At 28.0% G+C, this 24128-nt stretch carries 24 protein-coding genes; 20 read left to right on the plus strand and 4 right to left on the minus strand.

Annotation, left to right across the window (positions count from 1 at the left end):
- Positions 1-454 precede the first annotated feature (454 nt).
- The 7 genes from Q0617_RS09585 to Q0617_RS09615 all read left to right on the plus strand — a co-directional run bounded on the left by Q0617_RS09585 (position 455) and on the right by Q0617_RS09615 (position 4795).
- Complete coding sequence (locus Q0617_RS09585; RefSeq protein WP_298752889.1) at positions 455-757, plus strand: DUF883 domain-containing protein; 303 nt, start codon at positions 455-457, stop codon at positions 755-757.
- Between the two features lies 1 nt (position 758).
- Entirely contained in the window at positions 759-1049 is a 291-nt protein-coding gene (locus Q0617_RS09590) for a hypothetical protein (RefSeq protein ID WP_298752892.1), read from the plus strand.
- On the plus strand, positions 1025-1279 hold the full coding sequence (locus Q0617_RS09595) for a hypothetical protein (protein WP_298752894.1): 255 nt from the start codon (positions 1025-1027) through the stop codon (positions 1277-1279). Before Q0617_RS09590 ends, Q0617_RS09595 begins: the two co-directional genes overlap by 25 nt.
- Positions 1280-1314: 35 nt before the next feature.
- On the plus strand, positions 1315-1485 hold the full coding sequence (locus Q0617_RS09600; RefSeq protein ID WP_298752896.1) for a DUF1328 family protein: 171 nt from the start codon (positions 1315-1317) through the stop codon (positions 1483-1485).
- Between the two features lie 157 nt (positions 1486-1642).
- Positions 1643-2587 (plus strand): 23S rRNA (adenine(1618)-N(6))-methyltransferase RlmF, encoded by a 945-nt coding sequence (gene rlmF / locus Q0617_RS09605; protein WP_298752898.1) that lies wholly within the window; start codon positions 1643-1645, stop codon positions 2585-2587.
- An 82-nt stretch (positions 2588-2669) separates the two neighbouring features.
- Positions 2670-3323 carry a hypothetical protein gene (locus tag Q0617_RS09610; protein ID WP_298752899.1) on the plus strand — a complete coding sequence of 218 codons (654 nt, stop codon included), beginning with the start codon at positions 2670-2672 and terminating at the stop codon, positions 3321-3323.
- A gap of 38 nt (positions 3324-3361) precedes the next feature.
- Positions 3362-4795, plus strand: coding sequence for a mechanosensitive ion channel domain-containing protein (locus tag Q0617_RS09615; RefSeq protein ID WP_298752901.1), 1434 nt, complete (start codon positions 3362-3364; stop codon positions 4793-4795).
- Here Q0617_RS09615 and Q0617_RS09620 read toward each other — a convergent pair.
- Genes Q0617_RS09620 through Q0617_RS09630 form a run of 3 tightly spaced genes read right to left on the minus strand, consistent with a single transcriptional unit; the run spans position 4788 to position 6695 of the window.
- Positions 4788-6029, minus strand: coding sequence for a hypothetical protein (locus Q0617_RS09620; RefSeq protein WP_298752903.1), 1242 nt, complete (start codon positions 6027-6029; stop codon positions 4788-4790). The genes Q0617_RS09615 and Q0617_RS09620 overlap by 8 nt on opposite strands.
- A gap of 11 nt (positions 6030-6040) precedes the next feature.
- A complete protein-coding gene (locus tag Q0617_RS09625; protein WP_298752905.1) occupies positions 6041-6265 on the minus strand; it encodes a hypothetical protein in 225 nt (74 codons plus the stop codon).
- The gene (locus Q0617_RS09630; RefSeq protein ID WP_298752906.1) at positions 6252-6695 is read right to left on the minus strand and encodes a hemerythrin domain-containing protein; all 444 of its coding nucleotides are present in this window, start codon (positions 6693-6695) and stop codon (positions 6252-6254) included. The genes Q0617_RS09625 and Q0617_RS09630 overlap by 14 nt, the downstream gene beginning before the upstream one ends.
- An 87-nt stretch (positions 6696-6782) precedes the next feature.
- On the opposite strand from Q0617_RS09630, the gene Q0617_RS09635 reads away from it, so the two are divergent.
- The 11 genes from Q0617_RS09635 to Q0617_RS09685 all read left to right on the plus strand — a co-directional run bounded on the left by Q0617_RS09635 (position 6783) and on the right by Q0617_RS09685 (position 19213).
- The gene (locus Q0617_RS09635) at positions 6783-7421 is read left to right on the plus strand and encodes a Crp/Fnr family transcriptional regulator (RefSeq protein ID WP_298752908.1); all 639 of its coding nucleotides are present in this window, start codon (positions 6783-6785) and stop codon (positions 7419-7421) included.
- 72 nt (positions 7422-7493) lie between these two features.
- A complete protein-coding gene (aroB, locus tag Q0617_RS09640) occupies positions 7494-8528 on the plus strand; it encodes a 3-dehydroquinate synthase (protein ID WP_298752910.1) in 1035 nt (344 codons plus the stop codon).
- Positions 8529-10184, plus strand: a complete 1656-nt coding sequence (locus Q0617_RS09645) for a mechanosensitive ion channel domain-containing protein (protein WP_298752913.1) — start codon at positions 8529-8531, stop codon at positions 10182-10184.
- A gap of 3 nt (positions 10185-10187) precedes the next feature.
- Positions 10188-11453: a tRNA (N(6)-L-threonylcarbamoyladenosine(37)-C(2))-methylthiotransferase MtaB gene (gene mtaB, locus Q0617_RS09650; RefSeq protein ID WP_298752915.1), complete on the plus strand. Its 1266-nt coding sequence runs from the start codon at positions 10188-10190 to the stop codon at positions 11451-11453.
- Positions 11437-12918, plus strand: a complete 1482-nt coding sequence (locus tag Q0617_RS09655; RefSeq protein ID WP_298752917.1) for an AAA family ATPase — start codon at positions 11437-11439, stop codon at positions 12916-12918. The genes mtaB and Q0617_RS09655 overlap by 17 nt, the downstream gene beginning before the upstream one ends.
- Positions 12908-13426: a pimelyl-ACP methyl ester esterase BioV gene (gene bioV / locus Q0617_RS09660; RefSeq protein ID WP_298752919.1), complete on the plus strand. Its 519-nt coding sequence runs from the start codon at positions 12908-12910 to the stop codon at positions 13424-13426. Before Q0617_RS09655 ends, bioV begins: the two co-directional genes overlap by 11 nt.
- 85 nt (positions 13427-13511) lie before the next feature.
- Positions 13512-14042 (plus strand): molybdopterin adenylyltransferase, encoded by a 531-nt coding sequence (gene mog, locus Q0617_RS09665; RefSeq protein ID WP_298752921.1) that lies wholly within the window; start codon positions 13512-13514, stop codon positions 14040-14042.
- A gap of 14 nt (positions 14043-14056) precedes the next feature.
- A complete protein-coding gene (locus Q0617_RS09670; RefSeq protein WP_298752923.1) occupies positions 14057-15391 on the plus strand; it encodes a DASS family sodium-coupled anion symporter in 1335 nt (444 codons plus the stop codon).
- 52 nt (positions 15392-15443) lie between these two features.
- On the plus strand, positions 15444-16175 hold the full coding sequence (locus Q0617_RS09675; RefSeq protein WP_298752925.1) for a DsbC family protein: 732 nt from the start codon (positions 15444-15446) through the stop codon (positions 16173-16175).
- 3 nt (positions 16176-16178) lie between these two features.
- Positions 16179-18380 carry an endonuclease MutS2 gene (locus Q0617_RS09680; protein WP_298752927.1) on the plus strand — a complete coding sequence of 734 codons (2202 nt, stop codon included), beginning with the start codon at positions 16179-16181 and terminating at the stop codon, positions 18378-18380.
- A gap of 14 nt (positions 18381-18394) precedes the next feature.
- Complete coding sequence (locus Q0617_RS09685) at positions 18395-19213, plus strand: mechanosensitive ion channel family protein (protein WP_298752930.1); 819 nt, start codon at positions 18395-18397, stop codon at positions 19211-19213.
- A gap of 8 nt (positions 19214-19221) precedes the next feature.
- Here the strand turns inward: Q0617_RS09685 and Q0617_RS09690 are convergent, their stop codons facing one another.
- Positions 19222-21843: a DUF748 domain-containing protein gene (locus Q0617_RS09690; protein WP_298752933.1), complete on the minus strand. Its 2622-nt coding sequence runs from the start codon at positions 21841-21843 to the stop codon at positions 19222-19224.
- A 174-nt stretch (positions 21844-22017) separates the two neighbouring features.
- Between Q0617_RS09690 and dapE the strand changes: the two genes are divergently transcribed.
- Together dapE and Q0617_RS09700 are read left to right on the plus strand one after the other, a co-directional pair.
- Entirely contained in the window at positions 22018-23118 is a 1101-nt protein-coding gene (gene dapE / locus Q0617_RS09695) for a succinyl-diaminopimelate desuccinylase (RefSeq protein ID WP_298752935.1), read from the plus strand.
- A 19-nt stretch (positions 23119-23137) separates the two neighbouring features.
- Positions 23138-24128, plus strand: a 991-nt coding sequence (locus tag Q0617_RS09700; RefSeq protein WP_298752937.1) for a tetratricopeptide repeat protein, incomplete at its 3' end; no start/stop codon positions are given.

A 24128-nucleotide genomic window follows, 5' to 3' on the forward strand; every position in this document is an offset into this window, starting at 1 on the left:
TTAAAATTATTTACGTTTTATTTATTTCTAGTGTTCTAATTAAATATCTACGATATTTATTTTAATTATTCTCTAGAATAAAATACATTTGTAGATACTATAGATTTCAAAGTATCATAGGTAAAAGGCAGTTTTATTGATTTGTATTTCATAATAATCCTCCTTATTTATACTAAACTATAACAAAAGCTAATAAAATATTCCTTAAATAATATAGATAAATTTATGACAAAAGGTCATTTTTTTAATTAATTGTATTTTTTATTGTTGTAATCTTAAATTTAAATAATAGTTACAAGCAAGTAATATAGTTGTTAATAAATTCTTTTATAAAATAAATATATTGTTTTTTTATATAATACTGCTAAATAATAATTTTTATTTGTGATTAATATTCATTATGATAGATTTAAGAAGTCAAGAAGTCGTATTAAAAAATATTAAAGGAGAAGAAATGGCAACTACTCAAGAGGTTACAAAATTAAAAGAAGATATCGAGCTTTTAAAAACAGATATAAAAGAGTTATCTTCTAGTTTAAAGGAAGCTACAGCCGAAAAAGTTAACAAAAGTAAAAGTAAACTTGATATTTTTGAAGATTTATCAATTGATGAATTAAAAGCAAAACTATATGAGTTAAAAAGTAAAGGTTTAGATGAAGTTGGTGAAGTTGAATCTAAAATTAAAAATGATCCTTTCAAAAGTGTTGCAGTAACATTTGGGTTAGGTTTTTTAGCAGCTTGGCTAGTAAAAAAATAAAATGTCAAAAGTTACAATTTCAGAATTTATTATTTCTGTTATAGAATTAATAGAAGCTCAAATAAAAGAGGTAGAATCTTCTTTTGTAAGTAGTGCAAAGGGTTTAATGATAAAACTTTTTTCACTTTCTTTACTTGTTTTGGCATCTATTTTTTTCTTTTTGGGAATAAAAGTTTGGATTGAAAGTTATTTAGGTGAGGTTTTTGCCTATTTTATAACAGCTTTGATAGTTTTAATATTAGCATTAATAGTGTCTAAGGTCGCCTCATGGAAAATAGAACAAAAAAGATAGAAAAACTTAATAATTTAGTATCTAAATTAGAGGGAGATGACTCTATATTTACTAAAAAACCCAGTTCTCTTAAAATTGCTAAGTTAAAACTAAGAGCAATTGATCCTGGGTATGATATAGGTGATACGTTAAAAAGTTTTAATTCAGGAATAAAAGAAGAGTTAATAGCTACCTTTATATCCCAGAATTATGTAAAACCTTTTTTGGTGAAACTATTAGCTAAGTTTTAAAAGTAATTATTAAATAAAGTTAGGAGGAAGAGACAATGTTATCATGGTCATTAACTTTTTTAGTTCTTGCAATAATTGCAGGAGTTTTGGGATTTTCAGGTATTGCAGGTGCAGCAGCAAATATTGCTCAATTGCTATTTTTCGTATTCTTAGTACTTCTTATTGTGTCAGCAGTTGCAAATGCAATGAAAGGTAGACGCCCTTAAATTAATGCTAAGTAGAGTTTTTAGAGTTTTTTACAATTACAAACTCTAAAAACTCTTTTAATAATATCTACACTCTCTTATAGTAAAGATATCTAGCAAGATAGATATAGATAAACTATAGTACAATACCTATAAATAAAAGAATAAGATAAATATAATGGCACATAAAGAACACAAAAAAGGATTACATCCAAGAAATCCTCACAATAAAAGATATGATTTTCCACAACTCATAAAAAGTTTACCAAAACTAGCAGATTTCGTTTTTAAAAATAAATATGATGAACTATCTATTGATTTTGCAGATGCAAAAGCTGTATTAACTTTAAACAAAGCACTTCTTGCTCACTTTTACAATATAAAGAACTGGTATATTCCAGAAGATTATTTATGTCCTCCTATTCCTGGACGGGCTGATTATTTGCATTATATTGCTGATTTACTTGCAGAGTTTCATGGGGGTAAAGTCCCAACAGGAGCAAAGATAAAAGGACTTGATATTGGTATTGGGGCAAACTGTATTTATCCAATAATAGGAAACAGCGTTTATGGCTGGTCTTTTGTAGGTAGTGATATTGAAAAAGAGTCTCTTGAGTCCTCTGAGAATATTATAAAAGAAAATGACTCTTTAATAGGAAATATTGAGTGTAGGTTGCAGTTAAATCCTGATAGTATTTTTACAGGCATTATAAAAGAAGATGATAGGTTTGATTTTACCTTATGTAATCCTCCTTTTCATAAATCACAAGCCCAAGCCCAAGCGGGGAGTAATAGAAAGGTACAAAATCTTACTAAAAAAGTAGTTGAAAAAGCTAGCTTAAACTTTGGTGGTAAAAGCAATGAACTGTGGTGCAAAGGTGGAGAAGTAGCCTTTGTAAAAGCCATGATTAAACAGAGTAAAAAGTATGCAAAAAACTGTTTTTGGTTTAGTACTATCGTATCAAAAAAAGACAATCTTCAATTTATCTATGACACTATTGAGTATGTTAAACCCACAGAATATGACACTATTGAGATGCAACATGGGCAAAAAGTTAGTAGAATAGTTATCTGGACATTCCTTACAAAAGATGAGCAAAAACTGTGGGCATCAAAGTGGTAAGATATAAATAAAAAATAAATATTTTATTTTGCTTCAAAATCAAAAATCTGTAGTATAATTCGCTTTTTTCAAAGGCGAACCCATGGCATTTAGAAACTATGCCCCTATATTTAAAGAAATAAGAAGTAGTAACTTCTTAAAAATACAATCTCTAACACTGTTTTTAATCACATATATTGATTGGACATTGATTCCTTTTGTTACAAAACTTGAAGGAACTTATCTTCCTGTTTTTATGATAAGTTTTTATATGCTAATTGGTGCTTTGGATGGGTTTATTCAACCCCTTTTTAAACATATAAAGATTTATAATATCTACTTGTTTGCTATTATTTTGGATATTGTACAGATATTTTCTTATATGATGTTTTCACAATCAATTTTAATATTTACTTATGTAATATTAACAATATTCACAATTCAAGGTATTACTTTTGAAATAGCAAGAATACATACTGTTGATTTCATGCAAGATGAAAAAGTAGAGTTAAAAGATTATTTAATGATTAGGTCCTTTATGATTTCTGGGGCAATAGTTGCAGGAAGTATTAGTGCAATGATATATGATTATTTTAATAAAGATTTGACTGGCTTATTGATATTTTTATCTATTATAGGTGTGTTTGGAATTATTCTTCAAATAAAATTATATAAAAAATTTAAAAAAAGAATCTATAGTAATAATATAGAAATTCAAATGGATAAAAAAGAGTTGTTTGAAAAATTTAGAGTATAAATATGTTAAAATATGATTTTTAATTTTATGGAGATATTGTGAAAAGATTATTAAATTTTGTATTTATTTTATTTTTATTTGTTGGTATATCAAATGCTGAAGAGTTAAACTATTTAGAAAAAGAGAATAATAGTTGGATTCAGGTTTATAATAACCTAATAAAAACTCAAGCTATTGATGATGAAATAAAAGCATTAGAAAAAGATATTAAAAATGCTAGTGGACAAAAAAGAACAGAACTGAGACAACTTTTAAGTCTACAAGAGAGTAAAAAGAAAATTCTTGATGAATTACCAAAATCATTTGATGATATGTTAGAAAAAGTAATTATTGGAACAAATATAAAAGAGATAAATTTAATAGATTATCTCTTTTCAAATCAAAAAACAAAATTTGCAGTTGAAACTCAGAAATTAAATTTTTTAAGAAAACAGTATGATGAAGCAGTTGAGTACTTGGAAAATGAGCTTAAAATAACTTCTGAACAAGAAAATAAAAATCTTAAAAAAGAAGAGCAACTAAAAAAAATAATAACATATTTTGACAATGCAAAAGGCCTAATAGAAGGTAAAGAAGAGGTATTGAAACGTACAAAAGATTTGTATATTAATGCTTTAAAAGAGTATGAACAAACGCAACTACGTATGCATATCTTAAATCTATCAATTATTATCTTACTTTTTATACTTTTTTATGTATCAAAGTATTTTATCACTAAAAAAATTGACAATGAAGAGAAGCTTTTTAAAATAAGAAAGGCTTTAAACATCACTTTTTTTGTGATTATACTTGTTGTGGTGATTTTTTTCAACATAGGTAACATAATTTATGCTGCTACCTTAATAGGTGTTATTGCAGCTGCTATGACTATCTCTATGAAAGAGTATTTACAAAGTATGGCAGCTTGGTTTCAGTTGGTAATTGGTGGTCAAATACAAATAGGTGACAGAATCTTAATTAATATAAATAATAATCCAGTTATTGGAGAAGTTATTGCAATATCTTTATTTAAAACAACCCTATATGAAAGTATAAACAATACTACTTCTGCTCAAACAAAGATTGCAGGACGTATTGTTTTTATAGCAAATAGTCTATTTGTAAATAACTATGTATTTAACTATACCCATGATAAAATGAAAACTATTTATGACATGATAGAGCTATGTATTCCTTTTTCTACAGATACACAAAAAGCTGAAACAATAGCTGCAGAAGTGGCATATGAAATGACAGAAAAATATATGGAAGTAGCTTCAAAACAGTTTCAAAGTATGAGAAAGCGTTATGATATGCGTTCACGTGAATTTCGACCAAGGATTCACCTTATCCCTGATACAAAAGAGCCTTTTTTTGTTCTTCGTATTTGGTATGTGGCTCCATATCACCAAATCATGGAATTAAAATCACAACTAAGTCAAAAAGTTGTAAAGAGATTACTAGATGAAGGAATCTCTTTTTATACTAAATAGGCTGGCTTAACTTTTTGTAATAGCTAAATGCACTTATAATGTTGTAACATAATATTAAAGCTGAAACAAGAAATAATAAACTAGCTAGATAAATCAGAGCTTTAAAAAACACCGCTAATAAAAAAGTAATATAAGAAACAATATATATGTTGTATTGTAGTTTCATATATTTACTTTTTATTACTTGTGACATCTCCGCATCAAAAATCATTTTTGAACTAAGATGAAACCAGGTAAGAAATGGAACTATTTTATATAACATTCCATTTATAATAGAGTATGCAAACCCAAGACCAAAAGTGACTGCAAGTAAAAAATTAATATCTAAATTAACCCAAATTGATACAATCCAAATAACAGAAGCAACTGATAAGTTTATCATCGCAAAATACCAAAGATTAATTGTAGTGTCTCTTCTTGGTCTTTTTCTATTTTTTAGTAAATAGATTGTTGTAAGTGAAAATATAAGAGAAGATAAAGCCAATAGAGTTTTAAATAGTGGTACTAACTCTGAATTAGTAATTATAAATAGGGACAATAAAAGTATTATTATAGTTACTATCCAATAAAAATGATTTTTTATAAATAATGGATACTCTTTAGTCACATAAAACATAGGAATAACCTTATATGAAACTCCTGAAATAAGCATGATAAGCCATCCAAAGAAGATATAACTAATATGTGCATCAGCAAAGTTTCTTGATGTAAAACCACTATTATGATTTATTAAAGAGAGTATTCCAAATGCTAAACCTAAAATTAAAAATCCAAGGGCTGTTAAAAATGTCTTAACTGTTGGATTTTTATCTTCAGTTTTTAAAATAGTAAAAAAAGTAATTACTACAAAATAAACAATAGCAAGAAGTAAACATAAGCTAGCAATATGCATAAGAATTTTACTTGTTAATAAAAAACCTGTTGTAAAACATATTGTTCCAGTATTTAGCAAAAAGAGTATGATTTTAGCTTGAATATTTACTTTTTTATATGCAACTCCAATAATGACAGGAATCATCTGAAATAGTGAACCAAACATCACATGAGTGAAAAAACCAAGGGTTAAAACATGTGTAAGAGCTATAGCTTCATAGTAATATCTACCTTCAATACCATTTGCATAAATAAACATACAAATAGAAAAAGTAACTAAGTAAATAGAAGCAATTATGTAATAAAACATAGGGATTTTATAAGGTGGTGCTTGATCTAAAGATAAACCTTGCATTTGCATATTTTAAGCCTTTATTTGTGTATTTTCATCTCAAAATAGTTTTCTTCATCTTTTATAATTTCATATCTTAAACTATTTTTTTCAATTGTTTCAAAAAGCTTGCAAGGACTCATTCTATGTTTAAAAATAAGTATTTCATCTTCTTTTAGATTATGTACTGCTTCTAATCCTTGCATAAGAGGGTAAGGAGCTTCAAGCTCGCTTACATCTAAAATAATAGTTTTATTTTTGCTCATAGCTTTTTAAACCATCTACAATAGTATCATTTTCATTATTTAATAGATTTTGTATCATTGTATATAACATTTGTTCTTCTTTAGAATTATGTTGTTGGATTAGTATCATTATAGATTCACTTAGTCCAAAAAATCTATCACTATCTTTTTCTTTAAGTGATTCTTCAATTTTAGGAAAAACTGTTCTTGCTTGTTCATGTTCCATTTTCATAACTTGTGTTGGACCACAACCACCAGTAGAGGCTTTTTCATCAAACATTGGAAATAGATAGTTCTCTTCCATCTCAAAGTGTTTTAAAGTCTCATTTTTAAACTTTTCATTTAGCTCAACTGCATTGTCCCAATTTCCCTTTTCAACTGCACTTTCTAATAGTGCAAGTAGTTCATCACACTCTTTATGATTGTTTGACATATATTCTTTAATAGTCATTTTATACCCCTGTTTTATTTTAAATTTTGTAATTTTTGCATAAAATCAGATAAATTAAATTGATGCCAATCAATAGAAAGTGAAATGATGAATATACATGAGTACTATTTTTTTGATTCTTTAGATGAAAAAGAGAAAAAAGAGTTAGAAAAAATAAGCAGAAAGAAAAATTATAAAAAAGATGAAATACTTTTTTATAAAGGTGATGAAGCAAAATATCTATATCTTTTAGTAAGTGGCATTGTAAAGGTTTATAAACATGATTATAAAGATAATGAAATCATTATACATAATTTAACTGCACCTACATTTATAGCTGAAATTGCAAACTATGAAGAGGTACCTTATCCTGCAAACTGTTCATTTGAAACTGATTCAGAAGTTTATGTTATAGAATATAATGAATTTAAAAAAAGATTTTTATTTAAACCAGAGATATCAATGATGCTAATTAAATCACTTACAAAAAAGATAAAGGCATTAGAAAACTTTATAAACTATAACATAACAGCAGATGCAAATATAAAAATAACACAATTTATATATGAAAATGAAGAGATATTATCAAGTCTAAAACAAGTGAAAATTGCTTCAATTTTAAATATAACTCCTGAGACATTATCAAGAAAAATATCAAAACTGAAAAAAGATAAAATCATAGAAAATGATAAGGGTCATATAAAAATATTAAATCATGAAAAGTTAAAAGAACAGTTTGAATTTTGATAATAAATTATTATCTTTTCTTAAATTATTTTAGATATAATCTACATACTTTATAGAGCTGGAAATTAATAAATGATTGTAAATATAAAACTGCCAAATAATATTTCATATGATATAACAATTGATACATTAAAAGAGTTAACTTTTGATAGAAAAGTTGTAGTAGTAACAAACCCAACTGTTAGTGGATTTCACTTAGAATATTTTAAAAATAAAATCAAATCAAACAACCTTAGTATTGTTACAATACCAGATGGTGAAGAGTATAAAAATATGGAAACTGTTGATATGATTCTTGAACATTGCTTTGAAAATAGGTTAAATCGTAAATCATTGCTAGTTGCATTTGGTGGGGGTGTAATTGGTGATATGACTGGATTTTGTGCATCTATTTACCAAAGAGGTATTGATTTTATACAAGTTCCTACAACTCTATTATCTCAAGTAGATGCAAGTGTTGGAGGAAAAACTGGTGTTAATAATAAGTTTGGTAAAAACTTAATTGGAGCCTTTCATCAACCAAGAGCTGTATATATTGACCCATACTTTTTAAGCACTTTACCTAAAAGAGAATTTGGTGCAGGGATTGCTGAAATTGTTAAGATGGCAGTAACTTTTAACAAAGAGTTTTTTGAATGGATTGAGAGTCATGATTTATATGATGAAGAGAATATAAAAGTTGCCATAAAAAAATCTGTTGAAACAAAAGCTTGGGTTGTATCTCAAGATGAAAAAGAAAATGGAATAAGAGCAGCTTTAAATTATGGACATACTTTTGGACATGTTGTAGAAAATGAAACAAAATATTCAAAATATCTTCATGGTGAAGCAGTTGGTATTGGTATGATTATGGCCAATGAAGTTTCTAAAAAAATTGGACTTATGAGTAGTGAAGATGCTTTAAGAGTAAAAAATGTTTTAGAGAAATATAATATTCCAACATCATACAAAATAAATGATGTGGAAGATTTTTATGAGCACTTCTTTTTAGACAAAAAAAGTCTTGATGATAAAATTAAATTTATCTTGCCTGTTGGTATTGGTGATTGTAAAATTACTGATGAAGTATCTAAAACTGATGTTATTGACGTTTTAAAAGGATTTTAATTGAAAAAAATATTTTTTCTAGTTTTTACTGTTTTCATAACTTTGAATTTAACAGCTGCTCAAATAGAAGACTCTAAAGATTTAAAATCTTTTGTTGAAAAAACAGAAGTGAGTGAAGAACCTAAAGTTGTTCTTTTAGATCCAACACCTGAAATAAAAGCAAAAATTGATAGTTTTATTTTAGAAATAGAAAATATAGATGAACAACTTGAAGATAATATATTGTTAAAAAGATATTCAAATTATATTGCATATAGAAGCATCTCTAAAGAACTTCATGAATTAAAAAATGAATTATCTGATGTAAACAAAAAAAATAGAGATTTACTTTATAAAGTAGAAAATAAAATTCGAATTAAAAACAATGAGTTAGAACTAATTTCTGAATATAAAGATTCACCAATTGGAAAACTTATAAATCCTCCTGAAATAGAAAAATATGAAGCTATAACAAACCCTTTTGGTATTATAAATGCTCTTTCATATAAAAAGAAAATGAAAGATCATAAAAAAGAGTTTACAAATATTATAAAAGATGTTACAAGATTGATTGGGCTTTTAGATAAGAAAATCTTACTATATTTAGATTTATATAATCTAGATCCAAAAGATGAATATGAAAAAAAGATCAACTTTTTAGATAGTGAGAAAAAAGATTTTAACATGGTGTTAGAAATTCTAACAACTACTAGTGAAGTCTATAATAGAAAAATCGAGCAAGTGATATTAGAAACAGATAATCAAATAGCAGATCAGATTTCAAAAACTTCAATTATCTTCTTAATTATTGCAGTTGTATTTATATTTTCATTTTTAGTAAAACTAACTCTTAAAAAATACTTTTCTCAAAATGAAAACTTCTATATGGCAAATAAAGTTATCAATTTTGTCCTAGTGTTTTTGATTGTAATGATAGTTCTTTTTTCATACATTGACAATGTCTCATATGTTATTACAATCTTAGGGTTTGCATCAGCTGGTATTGCTATTGCTTTAAAAGATTGGTTTATGTCTATTTTTGGTTGGATGGTAATTGTAACATCTGGTTCTATTCAAGTGGGAGATAGAATAAAAGTAACAAGAGGTGGTCTTGAAGCAGTTGGTGATGTTCTTGATATCTCATTATTTAAAATAACTATCAGAGAAGATATTACTTATACATCATACAAAGTTAATAGAAGAACAGGAAGAATCTTTTTTATACCAAATAACTATGTTTTTTCTGAAATGATTGCAAACTATACTCACTCAGGGCTTCGAACTGTTTGGGATGGTATTGATATTACTATTACCTTTGATTCAAACTACAAAAAAGCACAACATATAGCAAAAGAGATATTAAAGCACTACTCAAAAGGCTACACTGATATTACAAGAAAACAGTTATCTAAAATGAGAAATAAGTATGCCCTAAGAGCAACGGGAGTTGAACCTAGAGTTTATACTTTTGTTGAGCCTTATGGTATTGTTATCTCTTCTTGGTATCTTACAAACTCTTATGCGGCATTGGTTTTACGAAGTACTATGTCTCCAGAGATATTACAGGCATTTATGGCTGAGGATGATATTACGATTGCTTACCCTACGCAACAAATTAATTTTACATCAAATCAGCCTGACAGAGTTCCACCTGCAGACTTGCCTGAGGTTCCATAAAGTATGAATTTTCTAGATACAAAACCAAAAGTATATTTTAAAACCTTTGGTTGTAGAACAAATGTTTTTGATACTCAAGTTATGATGAGCAATCTAAAAGATTTTGAAATTACACAAAATGAAAAAGATGCAAATGTTGTTGTTATAAACTCTTGTACTGTTACAAATAGTGCAGATAGTACAGCTCGTGGTTATATAAACTCTTTAAATAAACTTCCTAAAAAACCAAGAGTTATTTTTACTGGTTGTGGAGTTTGGACAAAAGGTGAAAACCTCTTTAAAGAAGAGAAGGTAGATTCTTTATTTGGACATAGTGAAAAAGAGAACATCAATGAACTTCTTAAAAATGATGAGAGATTTTTTACAGCTGGTGATTTGGAACATATTGATGAGACTATTGTAGAAGAGTTTGTTGGTAAGAGTAGGGCATTTATTAAAATCCAAGAGGGTTGTGACTTTAGATGTTCATATTGTATTATTCCTTATGTAAGAGGAGATGCTAGAAGTTATAGTGAAGATAAAATATTAGAACAAATATCAACTCTGGCATCAAATGGATTTGGGGAGTTTATTTTAACAGGGACAAATGTTGGCTCTTACGGTAAAAAACAACACACCTCATTAGCAAAACTTTTAAAGAAAATATCCTTAATAAAAGGCGTTAGAAGAGTAAGACTTGGTTCTGTTGAACCTATTCAAATAGATGATGAGTTTAGAGAAATCATCAATGAACCTTTTATGGCAAAACATCTTCATATAGCTCTTCAACACACTTCTAAAAAAATGTTAGAAATAATGAACAGAAGAAATAAAGTCTTAAAAGACTTAGAGCTTTTTGAGTTTTTAAGAGACAATGGTTATGCCCTTGGAACTGACTTTATAGTAGGACATCCAGGTGAGACTGATGAGTTATGGAAAGAGGCTGTTGAGAACTTACATAGATTTCCCCTTACTCATGTTCATGCTTTTACTTATTCAAAAAGAGATGGAACTCCAAGTGTTACTATGAAACCTCAAGTAAAAGGTGACATTGCTAAAATAAGATATAATGAACTTATTTCAATAATAGATGAGAAAAATTATAATTTTAGAAAAAACAATAAAAATACTTTAGAAGTGCTAATTGAGCAAGAGAAAAATGGAAAATATATAGGACTAGACCAATATTTCAATCAAATAGAGGTAGAAAGTAGTGCTGATTTGGTTGGAGATTGGGTTTTCTTAAAGAATTATGAAGCAAAGGAAAATGGTAATGTTGCAAAATTCTGATGATTATAAAAAAAATAAAGATAAGAATTTAAAGCTTATGCTTTTATCTGGAATTGCACTTATTGTGCTTTTCTTTTATACTATTTACAAAAGCTCTTCTTATATTCAAAGTAGTACTTATAGTTTTGGTTTAGTTTTTATAATTTTCCTTTTGGTATTTGCTGTTATTGCAAGACTTAAAAAAGATAAAATTCAAGAGTTTATTAATAAAAACAAAATTAAAGATTCTGTTTTTGAACAAGAGCTTCAAAAAACAAAAGTAAGTAAGGAAGAAGTAGAAGCAGAAGATAACTCTCATATAGAAGTTATAAAACCCAATACAACTTTTAAAGATATTGCAGGAATAGCAAGTGTTAAAGAAGAACTTGAAGAGATAGTAGAGTTTTTAGATAATCCTAAAAAATACCATAAATATGGAATAAAACTACCAAAGGGTGTTTTACTTTATGGACCTCCAGGTGTGGGTAAAACTTTGATAGCACGTGCAGTTGCTGGAGAAGCAAATGTTCCATTTTTTTATCAAAGTGGTGCAAGTTTTGTTCAAATATATGTGGGAATGGGAGCAAAAAGAGTTCGTGAACTTTTTGCAAAAGCTAAAGCAAATGCTCCTTCAATAATATTTATAGATGAAATTGATGCTATTGGAAAAACAAGAAGCGGCAAATCAAATGATGAAAGAGAATCAACACTTAATGAACTTCTAACACAAATGGATGGTTTTGAAGGTGAAAATGGTGTAATAGTAATTGCCGCAACAAATAAAATAGAAGTTCTTGATGATGCACTTTTAAGAGCGGGAAGATTTGATAGAAGAGTAAGGTTAACACTTCCTAATATCAAGGACAGAGAGTTGATTTTAGAGCTATATTTAAAAGCAATCAAACATACACTTGATATCAAAAAACTCTCAACAAATCTTTCTGGTTTTTCATCTGCTTCTATATCAACTCTTATAAATGAAGCTATGCTTTATATGATAAAGTCAAATGATAGTGTTCTAGAAGATAAACATATAGAGATTGCTAAAAATAAATTAGAATTTGGAAAAAAAGAGAATTTTGTTTTATCAGATAATGAAAAAGAGATATTATCTATCTATCAAGCTTCAAAGGCTTTTATTACAAAAGAAAGAGTCTCTTTATTTGATGAAAATAGTACAAATCTAAAAACTATATTTCCTTCAAAAAATGAGTTAAAAAAAGAGCTTAAAAAATATCTTTCTGGTAGTATTGGTATTGAAGTTTTAAAAGATGAACAGTATGCTATTTTTGAAGAGGATTTAAAAAAAGCAGATGACTTAGCAAAAGATATGGTTGAAAAATATGCTATGGCAAAAGATTATAAAGAGTTAATAGAGCAAACAAAAGTTGAATTAAAAACTCAACTTGATGAAAACTATGATGAAATAAATAAATTAACAAAAATTATGATTGAAAAAGAAGTAATAGAGAAAAATGAACTCTAGATATTTTTCAGGATTTTCACTAGAAAATGAAAAAGAGCTTTTTAGTGAGTATATAATAGAAAATGATTTTACTATTTCTGGCTTTTCATATGGTGCAATAAAAGCTTTTGAAGAGGCTTTAAATACTCAAAAGAGAGTTGATTTACTTCAACTTTTTTCACCAGCTTTCTTTCAAACTCAAAATAAAAAATTTGTAAGAATGCAATTGATGTTTTTTAAAAAAGATTCAAAGAACTATTATGAGAATTTTTTAAAAAATATATCCTCTCCCTCTTCTTTTGAAGTTTCAACATACTTTAAAGAGGGAACTTCTGAAGAGCTTCAAACTCTACTTACATATAAGTGGGATGAAGAGAAGTTAAATACTCTTTTAAATAGAGGAACTAAAATTGAAGTCTATTTAGGTGGTGTTGATAAAATTATAGATTCACCAAAAGCTTGTGAGTTTTTTAAAGATTTTTCAACAGTATATTTTATGAAAAATTATGGACATATTTTAAAAGGATAATAATGATAGCAAAAGTTGTCCTCGTCGCTTTGCTTCTGCGAGATAAATCACAAGCGATATATGGAATTGATAAGAAAGGAATTTTATGAAAATAAGAATTGGAATACTAACAGCAAGTGATAGAGCAAGTAAGGGTGTTTATGAAGATTTATCTGGACAAGCAATTATTGATACATTAAATGAGTATCTAACAAGCAAATGGGAACCTGTTTACAAATGTATTGAAGATAGCCAAGAGACAATTGAAAATACACTAAAAGATTTAATTGATAATGAAAAGTGTTGTTTAGTTGTTACTACAGGGGGAACTGGTCCAGCTGCAAGAGATGTTACTCCAGAAGCTACTGAAAATGTGTGTGATAGAATGATGCCAGGATTTGGTGAACTTATGAGGGCAGAGTCTTTAAAGTTTGTGCCAACAGCTATCTTATCAAGACAAACAGCAGGACTTAGAGGAAGTTCTCTTATAGTAAATCTTCCTGGAAAACCAAAATCTATAAGGGAGTGTTTAGATGCAGTTTTTCCTGCAATTCCATATTGTATTGACTTGATGGAAGGACCTTTTTTAGAGTGTAATGAAGAGGTTATAAAACCTTTTAGACCAAAAAAGAAATAAAAGTAGGAGTAATCTTGAAACAAATCACATTAACCTTAATTTTATCAGTAATTCTTTTTTTTCTATTGAATTCTTTTTTTAGTACTCAACATGCTACTTTACTTTCAATAATATTTTTTCTTGTTGTATTGTGGTCAAATGAGGCCTTACCTTTAGGGGTTGTTTCCTTGTTACCAATTTTACTTTTTCCAAGTTTTGATATTATTAGTACAAATGAAACCGTATCTAATTATTCAAAATCAATAATCTTTTTGTTTTTAGGTGGATTTATGATAGCAATTGCGACACAAAAAATTGAGTTGCATAAATATATTTCAAATAAGCTATTAACACTTTTCCCAAATACTGCAAGAGGAATAATATTTTCATTGGCTATTACTTCTGCATTTTTGAGTTCACTTATATCAAATACAACAACAGCTCTTTTATTGATACCAATTGCCATATATTTAAGTGATGATATAAAAATAAGACTTAGATTTGTACTTGCAATTGCATATGGGGCAAGTATAGGTGGAATTGTAACTCCAATAGGAACACCTCCCAATCTTATTCTTTTAGGGTTTATGGAACAGCATCATTTAGAAGCAATACCTTTTATAAAATGGATAGCTTTAACTTCTCCTTTGGCAATTGCAATGCTTATTATTATTCCTTTTATTTTATCTTTAGGGGTGAAAAACTTTGAGATAGATGCAAGTTTAAAAGAGTTGAAACCTTTAAATTGGGATCAAAAAAGATTACTTTATATTTTGGGATCTTTAATAGTTTTATTATTCGTTAATTCTAAAATAGAACCTTATTATATGGGACTTGGACTAAATGAAAAGGGTATATTATTAGGTTATGGTTTGCTTATGTTTATGCCAAAAATTGGTTTTTTAACTTGGGAAGACACAAAAAAGATTCCTTATGAGATTATGTTTTTATTTGGTGCTGGTTTTTCCATTGCAATGGCATTTTCAAAAACAGGACTAGCTGATGTAATTGCAAATCAACTATTGTCAGTAACAGACTTGCCAATAATATTGCTAATAATACTAGTTGCATCTTTGGTTACTTTTACTACAGAAATAACTTCCAATACTGCACTTATTTCAGTAGTTTTACCTATTATTTACTCCCTTGGTAATGTCGGAAATATAGATGTAGCATTGATTTTATTTGTTGCAACAATTTGTGCCTCTTATGCTTTTATGTTGCCAATAGCAACCCCACCAAATGCAATAGCTATGAGTAGTGGTGTGGTAAAAGTAAAAGATATGGCTAAATATGGATTAGTGTTTAATATTTTAGGTATAGTTCTAGTTACAACTACTGCTATACTTTATTGGCAGTTTTATTTATAATTTATACAAACTAAACAATAACTTGCTAATATTTAGCAATTAGGAGAAAGAAATGAAAAAGATATTTAAAATAGTATTAATGATTGGTATTTTATTTTCACTGAATGCAGTTGCATCTGGAGAATTAAATAAAAAAGAGATGAGTGAAATAGAGAAGTTACCTATTTTTACAGGTTCTGGTATGCACATTATGAAAGCATATAAAGATGAACAGTTTTATTTATTAAGAGTGAATATTCAAGAAAATGTTCAAGAGTTAGTTTTAACAGCTGATAAAAATTTTTTAATCGCTGGTAAAATTTATAATACTGCATCGGGTGAAGAGCTTAGTATTCCAAATGATGTATCTATTTTAGATGGAAAAGAGGCTTTAACATATGGTACGGGTAAAGATGTATATTATTTGTTTACAGACCCTGAGTGTCCATATTGTAAAAAGTTTGAATCATATTTTGAAGATATAAAAAAAGATGTACAACTTAAAATATTTTTCTTCCCTTTAAGTTTTCATAAAAATGCCATAGCTTTAACACAATATATTTTAGATAATAAAACAAATGATGCTAAAGTAGAAGCAATGATGAATGTTACTGTTGATAGCAAAGAGTTTAAAAATAAAAAATATAGTGATAAACGAAAAGCTTCTTTAAATAAGATTATTGAAGCAAATATGAAATTAGGTGAAGAGTTAGGTGTAAGGGGAACTCCTGCATTGTTTGACATAGATGGAAAAGCTCTATCTTGGGTTAATGTTTTACAAAGATATGGAGTAGAAGTTAAATAATATATGCAAGAGATATTTAAAAAGTTAGACTTAGAGGATTATTTAACATCATTTTCTAAACTATTTGCAAGAGAAAAACCAGTTGTTTTAGAAGGTGATATAAACTTACATCATAGATTTATAAATGAGTTGTCAAAATATGAACTAAAAGAGCCCCAAAAGGTTGAAAACCTTGATGGTAAAATAGTACATATTCAAAAGCAAGGTATATTAAGAGTTGAAGAAGTTTATGAGTTTATAAAGATTATAAAATATTTTCTTTATTTAAAAAGATTTACTTTTGAGGGTAAATTAGCTGAGTGGATAGAAAAAGTAATAATACCAGCTGATATGGAAAGAGTAGTTGATTTCTTCGATTCAAAAGGAAATCTAAAAGAGGGAATTGATGAAGACTTAGATCTTATAAAATCTGCCCTTTATAGAAATAAAGAGTCAATCAAACAAGCCTTGTACAAATCTATAAATAATAGTAAATTAAGACCTTATTTAATTGATTCACAAGTTCATTATGTAAACTCAGAAGAGACGCTACTTGTGCGTGGAGGCTTTAATAATATTATAAAAGCTACTGTTATACATAGATCAAGCTCAGGATTCTTTTATATCTTACCTCACTCAATTTCAGAACTCAAACAAAAAGAGTCTGATTTAAAAAACAAACAAGAAGAAGTTTTATTAAAGGTGTGTAAATCTATCTCTTCTACTTTTGAAAAAAACTTACTTTTTATAAAGTTCTTAAATAAAGAGTTTGATAGGATTGACCACTATTTAGCAAGATTGTTTTTTGCTAAAGATGGAGATAAAAACTTTATAATTCCTTCAAAAAGTGGTAAAAATATTTTAAAAGAGTTTGTTCATCCAGCACTTCATGGTGGAAAACCTATATCTGTAGATTTTTCAAAATCTGTTATTATGATAACAGGTGTAAATGCTGGTGGTAAAACAATGATGTTAAAATCTATACTTTCAGCAGTTGTTTTATCAAAATACTTAATCCCATATAAAGCCAATGAAAAGTCTTCAATAGGATACTTTAAAAATGCCTTAGCTGTTTTAGATGACCCTCAAAGTGTTAAAAATGATATCTCTACTTTTGCAGGTCGTATGGTAGAGTTCTCTAAACTATTTACCCAAAAAGATGTAATAGTTGGTGTTGATGAGATAGAACTTGGAACTGATTCCGATGAAGCTGCTAGTTTGTTTAAAGTAATAATTGAAGAGCTTATTGATAAAAATATTAAAATCATCATTACAACTCACCACAAAAGATTAGCTGCACTTATGGCTGCAAATGATAAAGTGGAGTTAATAGCAGCTATTTATGATGAAGCAAACCAGAAACCAACTTATGACTTCTTACAAGGTACTATTGGACGTTCTTATGCTTTTGAAACGGCACAACGATATGGTATACCTGTAAATGTAGTAAAAAAAGCAAAAGATGTTTATGGTGATGATCAAGATAGGCTAAATGAACTAATCGAACGAAGTAGTGCCTTGGAAATGGAATATAAACAAAAAATTGCTAAACTTGATAATGAGATTGAAACACATCAAAAACTAAATAAAAATCTCAAAGAAGCAAAACAAGACCTTGATGACCATATAAATATAGAAAAATCAAAGCTTCATAAAGAGTATAGTGATGCAAGAGAAGAAGCAAAAAAAGCTATAAAAGCAAAAATCTACCAAGAGTCACATCAACATCTTAATATTGCACATAAAAAAGCAAAAGATATAAAAGTAGAAAAAGTAGAAGAGAATTACAACTTCAAAGAGAAAGATAGGGTAAAATATAAAAGCTCAAAGGGTGAGATTATCTCAATAAGAGGTAAAAAGGCTTTAATCTTAACAGATGCAGGAATGAGACTCCATGTAACTGTTGATGAGTTAAGACCATCAGGAAATGAAGTTAAACCAAAGGTTAAGAAAAAAACAACTGTAACAATTGAAAAACCTCAAGGTGGACATGTAAATATTGACTTGCATGGATTAAGAGGTGATGAAGCAGTTGAAAAACTTGATAAGTTTATTTCTGATTGTTTAATATCTGGTTTTGATGAAGTTTTAGTATATCACGGTATTGGTACTGGAAAATTATCAAAAATAGTAAAAGATTTTTTAATAAAGCATCCAAGTGTTAAGTCATTTACTGATGCTCATCCTAGTCAAGGTGGCTTTGGTGCGAAGGTAGTAAAATTATAGAAAAGGCAGCAATCATGGATAAAGAGCTAGAAAACATACAAAAGTTTTATGATGTGATAATTGAGTTTTTTGTTAATTATAGTTTCCAATTAATTGGTGCGATTATAATTTTTCTTTTAGGTTGGTTTGTCGCAAATAAAGTATCTGCGTTTGTAAGACGTATTTGTGAAAAAAATGAGCTTGATGTTACTTTGACAAAGTTTATTGTAAATATTATTAAGTTTTCAATTATTATTGGTGTGTCAATAGTTGCAGTTGGAAAACTTGGTATTACATTAACTCCTTTTATTGCAGGTATTGGTGCGGCTTCACTTGGTGCTGGTTTAGCATTACAAGGAACACTTTCAAACTATGGGGCAGGGCTTTCTATAATCATAGGTCGTCCTTTTATTGTAGGTAATACTATCAGTGTAGATGGTGTTTTTGGTGTAGTAGAAGAGATAAGATTAGCGCATACTATTTTATCAACTGAAGATGGTGAGCAAATTACTATTCCAAATAAACACATTATTGGTGAGATATTAATTAACTCTTTTGAATATAGGATTGTAGAGTCTGTAGTTGGAATTGACTATGAATCAAATCCAGAAGAAGCAATTCTTGTGATATCTAAAGTAGTAAATGACTTTGATGCAGAAATCATTTCAAAAGAGCCTAAAGCTCAAGTTGGTATAAAAGAGTTTGGTGACTTTTCTATTAATATTGAAGTGAGATATTGGGCTCATACAAAACTATTCTTTGATACTCAATATAAAGTAAATCTTGGTATTTACAAAGCTTTAAAACAAAACAATATAAATATTCCTTTCCCTACATACAACATTAAGAAGTAGTTAGATAACTACTTCTTTTTTATATCTATGGCTAAATCAAACTCAGCATATTTAGCATTTTTTTCATCTAAGACTTTTATTTTGTCATTGATAAATAATCTTTTTTCACCTATTGCTTCTTTTTTAAGTAGATAGGCTTTTATAGAGTCTATTCTTTTTAAAGCTAAAGCTTCCATCTCTTGTATTGTAACTTCTATTTTTGATTTTAGTATATTTTTGATTTTGGCAATGTATGAATCTTTATCAAAGTAATCTTTACCTTTTACTTCACTTGTAAACTCTTTTTTTAGCTCTTTTAAGCTAACTTCTTCATTGCTAGCTTTATATCTATTCTCCAATGCTAATAAATACTTATCTCCATCTTTTAATTTTTTCATATCAAGGATTAGTAAATCTTCAAGTTTTAAGCCTTGAAGAGCACTTTTATCTTTATTTATATCATATGATGGTTCGATTTTTAAAGCAAGGTTTGGTCTTTTTGCAAAGGCTTTTGCAATGTAATCTAGTGTTTCTTTTTCTGAATCTATAAGTATACTTTCCCCATAAATAAATTCCACACTTTTAATTTCGTCTGCACTAATACCTAAAAGCGATGCTAAAAATGAAAATGGAGAGCTTACTGCTTTTATAATAAGGTTTGTAAATACTTTCCATACTGTTGGAGCAATTGAGAATTCTGGATTATCAAGATTTCCTGTAATAGGTAAGTCAATATCTATTATACCTTTTGAGTCTTCCAACAAAGCAATTCCAAGTTCAAGGGGTAAGCTTGCAGCATCAGGACTTTCTACAACTTTTCCTAGTTTAATATCTGTGATAATAATGCTATTTTTTGCATTAAGATTTGATTTGGAGATATTATATTTTAGATTTAGATTTAATTTACCTTTTTCAAGTTCTCTACCTGCAAATTTTGCTGAATAGGGTGTAAAGTTTTTAATTGCTATATTTTTAAATATAAGAGTTACATCTGTAAGATTTTTTATATTTTTATGGTCAACAAAGCCTGTAATTCTTGTATATCCATATCTATCAATTTTACCCTCAAGTTTTAGTTTTGTTGGTTTTGAACTTTTACTATTTAGTTCAGAAAAACTACCATTTAGTTTGGTAATATTTGTTTTAAAAGGAACTTTTAAATTTTTGTCTTGAAAGGTCAATTGGGCATTGTTTATTTTTACTGGACCTATGTCTAATATCATACTAGAGTTTTGAGAAGTAGATGATTTTTTAACTTCTTTTGCTTTTGTCTCTTTTTTGGCTTCTTTTTCTTCTAATATTATTGTGGCAATTGGATTTGTCATATCTACACTAGATAGTTTTAGCCCTTTGTTATCTTTTAGTAGATTATGTAGATTTAATTTTATATTTTGAGCTGTAATATCTGTTTTATTTTTATTATCTTTTAATTCAAAGCTCTTGGTTCCAATTGTAGATTTCTCAACTTTTATTTTAGCACCTAAAATAGAAAGACTATCAAGCAGTACATTTATATCATTTGCTTTCATGTTAGTTCTATTTTTTAAATCATCATATGTAAAGTTTGAGTTGTTTATAGTAAATGATTTTAAATCAACAATCCAAGGCTTTTCATCTTTTGTATCGACTTCTTTTTTACTTGCTGTATCATTTTTAATATTTACTAGATTATCTATATTTAACTTCTCATTTTTATTTGATACAATTTTCGCAAATAAAGAGTTAAATGAGATATCATTTACAGATATTTTTTGTCTTGCTAAGTCTAGGTTTAAATCACTAACTTTAAAGCTATTCAAACTTGCAAGTTCTTTATTGTCTTTTATTAGTTTTAAGTTATTTAAATTAATCTTTGCATTATCAATATATACTTCTAGTTCTTTAGTTGTGTCAACTCTATATCCAAAAGATAAAGATAAGGTTGGCTCTCCAATTTGAAAGTTTAGTAAATCTTTTGTATAACCTAGATATTCTTTTGATTTTAGGTTTTCAAGTTTTACTTTTCCATACATCTTAAAAGGAGTTAGTCTAAATCCACCATCTAAATAGAGTTTTGTATCTTTATTTACATTTGTAACTAGGCTATGAGAGGCAAGGAAGTTTTTAAATGTCCCTATATCATAAAATGTATAGTTGAAATTATTTATATCAGTTGTAGTTTTTTTAGAGTCAAAAATTTGTGTAAAAATAAAATTTGCATCTATGATTTGAGTCTTTGATATTTTAAATGCTGGTATATCTGTTTTTTCACTAGAGCTTTTTTCTACCTCTTTTTCTTGAGGTTTTAAAATAGAGGCTAAATTTATACTTCCATTTTCATCTTGAATTATATTTACATATGGTTTTACTATATTTAGGGTTTTAAAGCTTATATGTGACTCATGTATAGATTTTAAAAGAGCAAAATCAATTTCAAGTTCATCAAAGCCTATTAGCTTCTCATCTTTGTTTGAAATAGAGAACTCTTCAAGTTGTACACTTAATGTATATGGATTAAAAGAAACTTTCTTTAAATCACTTTTAAAAACAAGTAAATTGTCAAGATTTTTAATTATTTGGTCTTTTGCAATATAAGGAATCAAAAAGAAACCTAATAACGAGTAAATTATAAATAGAGAAAGTGAAATCTTAATAAATAGATTATTTTTCATAGGAGACTCCTATTTTAAGTTAATTTATTATAACAGAAGTTTGATAAATTGCATAATGAGACTAGGGTATTAATCAAGTGTCCCTTTTATTATTATTCTCAGACTTCTATTGTTTGTTTTGATATAGAAAAATAAATCACAAATTTGATACAATATCTACTTTAAAGGAATTAGATGACTATTATAGAATTATTTCAAAAATTATTAAGATTTAAATCAATAACACCTGATGATGATGGAGCTTTTGATTTTATAGAAGAGTATTTAGGAAAAGAGTGGCGTTGCATAAAAGTTGATATGGAAGGCACAAAAAACAGATTTTTTTATAAAAAGTTTAATGACAAAAAACAGCATCTGTGCTTTGCTGGACATATAGATGTAGTACCTGTGGGGCAAGGTTGGGAAGTAGACCCTTTTGCTGCTGAAATAGTAAATGGAGTTATAAGTGCACGTGGTGCACAAGATATGAAAAGTGGTGATGCTGCTTTCTTATATGCTTGTAAACACGCTCAAAACTTTGATGGAACACTCTCTATTCTTATGACAAGTGATGAAGAGGGTGAAGGAACTTATGGAACTATCAAAATGCTTGAACACTTAAAAGAGATAGACTTTATACCTCAATACGCAGTAGTTGCAGAACCTACTTGTGAAGAAGTTTTTGGTGATGCCATAAAAGTAGGCCGACGTGGAAGTATAAATGGATATATCACTATAAAAGGTAAGCAAGGACATGCTGCATACCCTGAAAAGTGTATCAATCCCGTACATAATTTTGCAGAGATATTACCAAAAATTGCAGGGTATAATTTAGATAATGGAGATGAATACTTTGCTCCATCTAAGATGGTAATTACAGATATAAGAGGTGGTACAGAAGTTACAAACGTAACACCAAATGAACTAAAACTTATGTTCAATGTAAGAAACTCAACAAATACGACAAGAGAAAGTGTAGAAGAGTTTATCCATGAAAAGTTAAAAGGCTTAAGCTACGACTTTAAAACAACACAAGGCTCTTTTCCCTTTGTGACAAATAAAGAATCAAAAGTGGTGAAAGCAATGGAAAACTCTATCCAAAAAGTTTTAGGAGTACCTACAAAACAATCAACCCATGGAGGAACAAGTGATGCCAGATATTTTGGTGCATTTGGTATAGAAGCCATAGAGTTTGGTGTTATAAACGACACTATTCATAGTATTGGTGAGAGAACTACAGTAAAAGAAGTAGAGGGATTAACTGCTGTTTATGAAGACTTGATAAAGAACTTTTAGAAATAAAAAGGAAGAAAGTATGGAAGATAATCTAAGACAAATAATATGGGACAATTTTGATTTATTACAAGATAAATTTACAACAAAAATAAAACAAAAACTGGAAGAATCACGAAGTAAAAAAGATAAAGAGTCTTTTTATGATTATTTAGAATTAGTTTTTGATATTGATAGCTCTCTTAATTCTAAAATAGAAGATTTTTATTTAGAAAATCTAAAAAGTGATGATATTATTTTAGAGTTGTCTAATATTTTAAAAATTGATAAACAAAAAAGAGATTATCTTTCGAAGAAAAAATATTTGGATATAGCTAAAAAAACATTGGAAAGAAAAGATTTAGACTTTAGTACAAAAGAAGCCTCTCATTTATATTATAATTACTCTAATTTAATACTCTATTTTTATAATGATTTAGAAAAATCAAAAGAGTACTACGAAAAAGCACTAAAAATAAGATTGGAAGTATTAGGAGAGAATCATGCAGATACGGCAGACTCTTACCATAATTTAGGTATTTATTATGATAGGATAAATGATTTTGAAAAATCAAAAGAGTACGACGAAAAAGCACTAAAAATAAGATTGGAAGTATTAGGAGAGAATCATGCTGATACGGCAGAGTCTTATAATAGCTTAGGAGATTATTATGATAATATAAATGATTTTGAGAAATCAAAAGAGTACTTAGATAAAGCATTAAAGATAAGATTGGAAGTATTAGGAGAGAATCATGCTGATACGGCAGAGTCTTATAATAGCTTAGGAGATTATTATGATAATATAAATGATTTTGAGAAATCAAAAGAGTACTTAGATAAAGCATTAAAGATAAGATTGGAAGTATTAGGAGAAAATCACGCAGATACGGCAGACTCTTATAATTGCTTAGGCGTTTATTATGATAGGATAAATGATTTTGAGAAATCAAAAGAGTACTATGATAAAGCACAAAAAATAAGATTGGAAGTATTAGGAGAAAATCACGCAGATACGGCAGACTCTTATAATT

The sequence above is a fragment of the uncultured Arcobacter sp. genome, assembly GCF_937982575.1.
Classification (GTDB): Bacteria; Campylobacterota; Campylobacteria; order Campylobacterales; family Arcobacteraceae; genus Arcobacter.

Bases quoted from the DNA above. Each gene is read 5' to 3' on its own strand.
- bioV (WP_298752919.1), top strand. From the start codon at position 12,908: ATGAACTCTAGATATTTTTCAGGATTTTCACTAGAAAATGAAAAAGAG.
- Q0617_RS09585 (WP_298752889.1), top strand. From the start codon at position 455: ATGGCAACTACTCAAGAGGTTACAAAATTAAAAGAAGATATCGAGCTT.
- Q0617_RS09610 (WP_298752899.1), top strand. From the start codon at position 2,670: ATGGCATTTAGAAACTATGCCCCTATATTTAAAGAAATAAGAAGTAGT.
- Q0617_RS09685 (WP_298752930.1), top strand. From the start codon at position 18,395: ATGGATAAAGAGCTAGAAAACATACAAAAGTTTTATGATGTGATAATT.
- Q0617_RS09690 (WP_298752933.1), bottom strand. From the start codon at position 21,843: ATGAAAAATAATCTATTTATTAAGATTTCACTTTCTCTATTTATAATT.
- mog (WP_298752921.1), top strand. From the start codon at position 13,512: ATGAAAATAAGAATTGGAATACTAACAGCAAGTGATAGAGCAAGTAAG.
- Q0617_RS09655 (WP_298752917.1), top strand. From the start codon at position 11,437: ATGTTGCAAAATTCTGATGATTATAAAAAAAATAAAGATAAGAATTTA.
- Q0617_RS09630 (WP_298752906.1), bottom strand. From the start codon at position 6,695: ATGACTATTAAAGAATATATGTCAAACAATCATAAAGAGTGTGATGAA.
- Q0617_RS09600 (WP_298752896.1), top strand. From the start codon at position 1,315: ATGTTATCATGGTCATTAACTTTTTTAGTTCTTGCAATAATTGCAGGA.
- Q0617_RS09590 (WP_298752892.1), top strand. From the start codon at position 759: ATGTCAAAAGTTACAATTTCAGAATTTATTATTTCTGTTATAGAATTA.
- dapE (WP_298752935.1), top strand. From the start codon at position 22,018: ATGACTATTATAGAATTATTTCAAAAATTATTAAGATTTAAATCAATA.
- rlmF (WP_298752898.1), top strand. From the start codon at position 1,643: ATGGCACATAAAGAACACAAAAAAGGATTACATCCAAGAAATCCTCAC.
- Q0617_RS09680 (WP_298752927.1), top strand. From the start codon at position 16,179: ATGCAAGAGATATTTAAAAAGTTAGACTTAGAGGATTATTTAACATCA.
- aroB (WP_298752910.1), top strand. From the start codon at position 7,494: ATGATTGTAAATATAAAACTGCCAAATAATATTTCATATGATATAACA.
- Q0617_RS09595 (WP_298752894.1), top strand. From the start codon at position 1,025: ATGGAAAATAGAACAAAAAAGATAGAAAAACTTAATAATTTAGTATCT.
- mtaB (WP_298752915.1), top strand. From the start codon at position 10,188: ATGAATTTTCTAGATACAAAACCAAAAGTATATTTTAAAACCTTTGGT.
- Q0617_RS09675 (WP_298752925.1), top strand. From the start codon at position 15,444: ATGAAAAAGATATTTAAAATAGTATTAATGATTGGTATTTTATTTTCA.
- Q0617_RS09625 (WP_298752905.1), bottom strand. From the start codon at position 6,265: ATGAGCAAAAATAAAACTATTATTTTAGATGTAAGCGAGCTTGAAGCT.
- Q0617_RS09620 (WP_298752903.1), bottom strand. From the start codon at position 6,029: ATGCAAATGCAAGGTTTATCTTTAGATCAAGCACCACCTTATAAAATC.
- Q0617_RS09635 (WP_298752908.1), top strand. From the start codon at position 6,783: ATGAATATACATGAGTACTATTTTTTTGATTCTTTAGATGAAAAAGAG.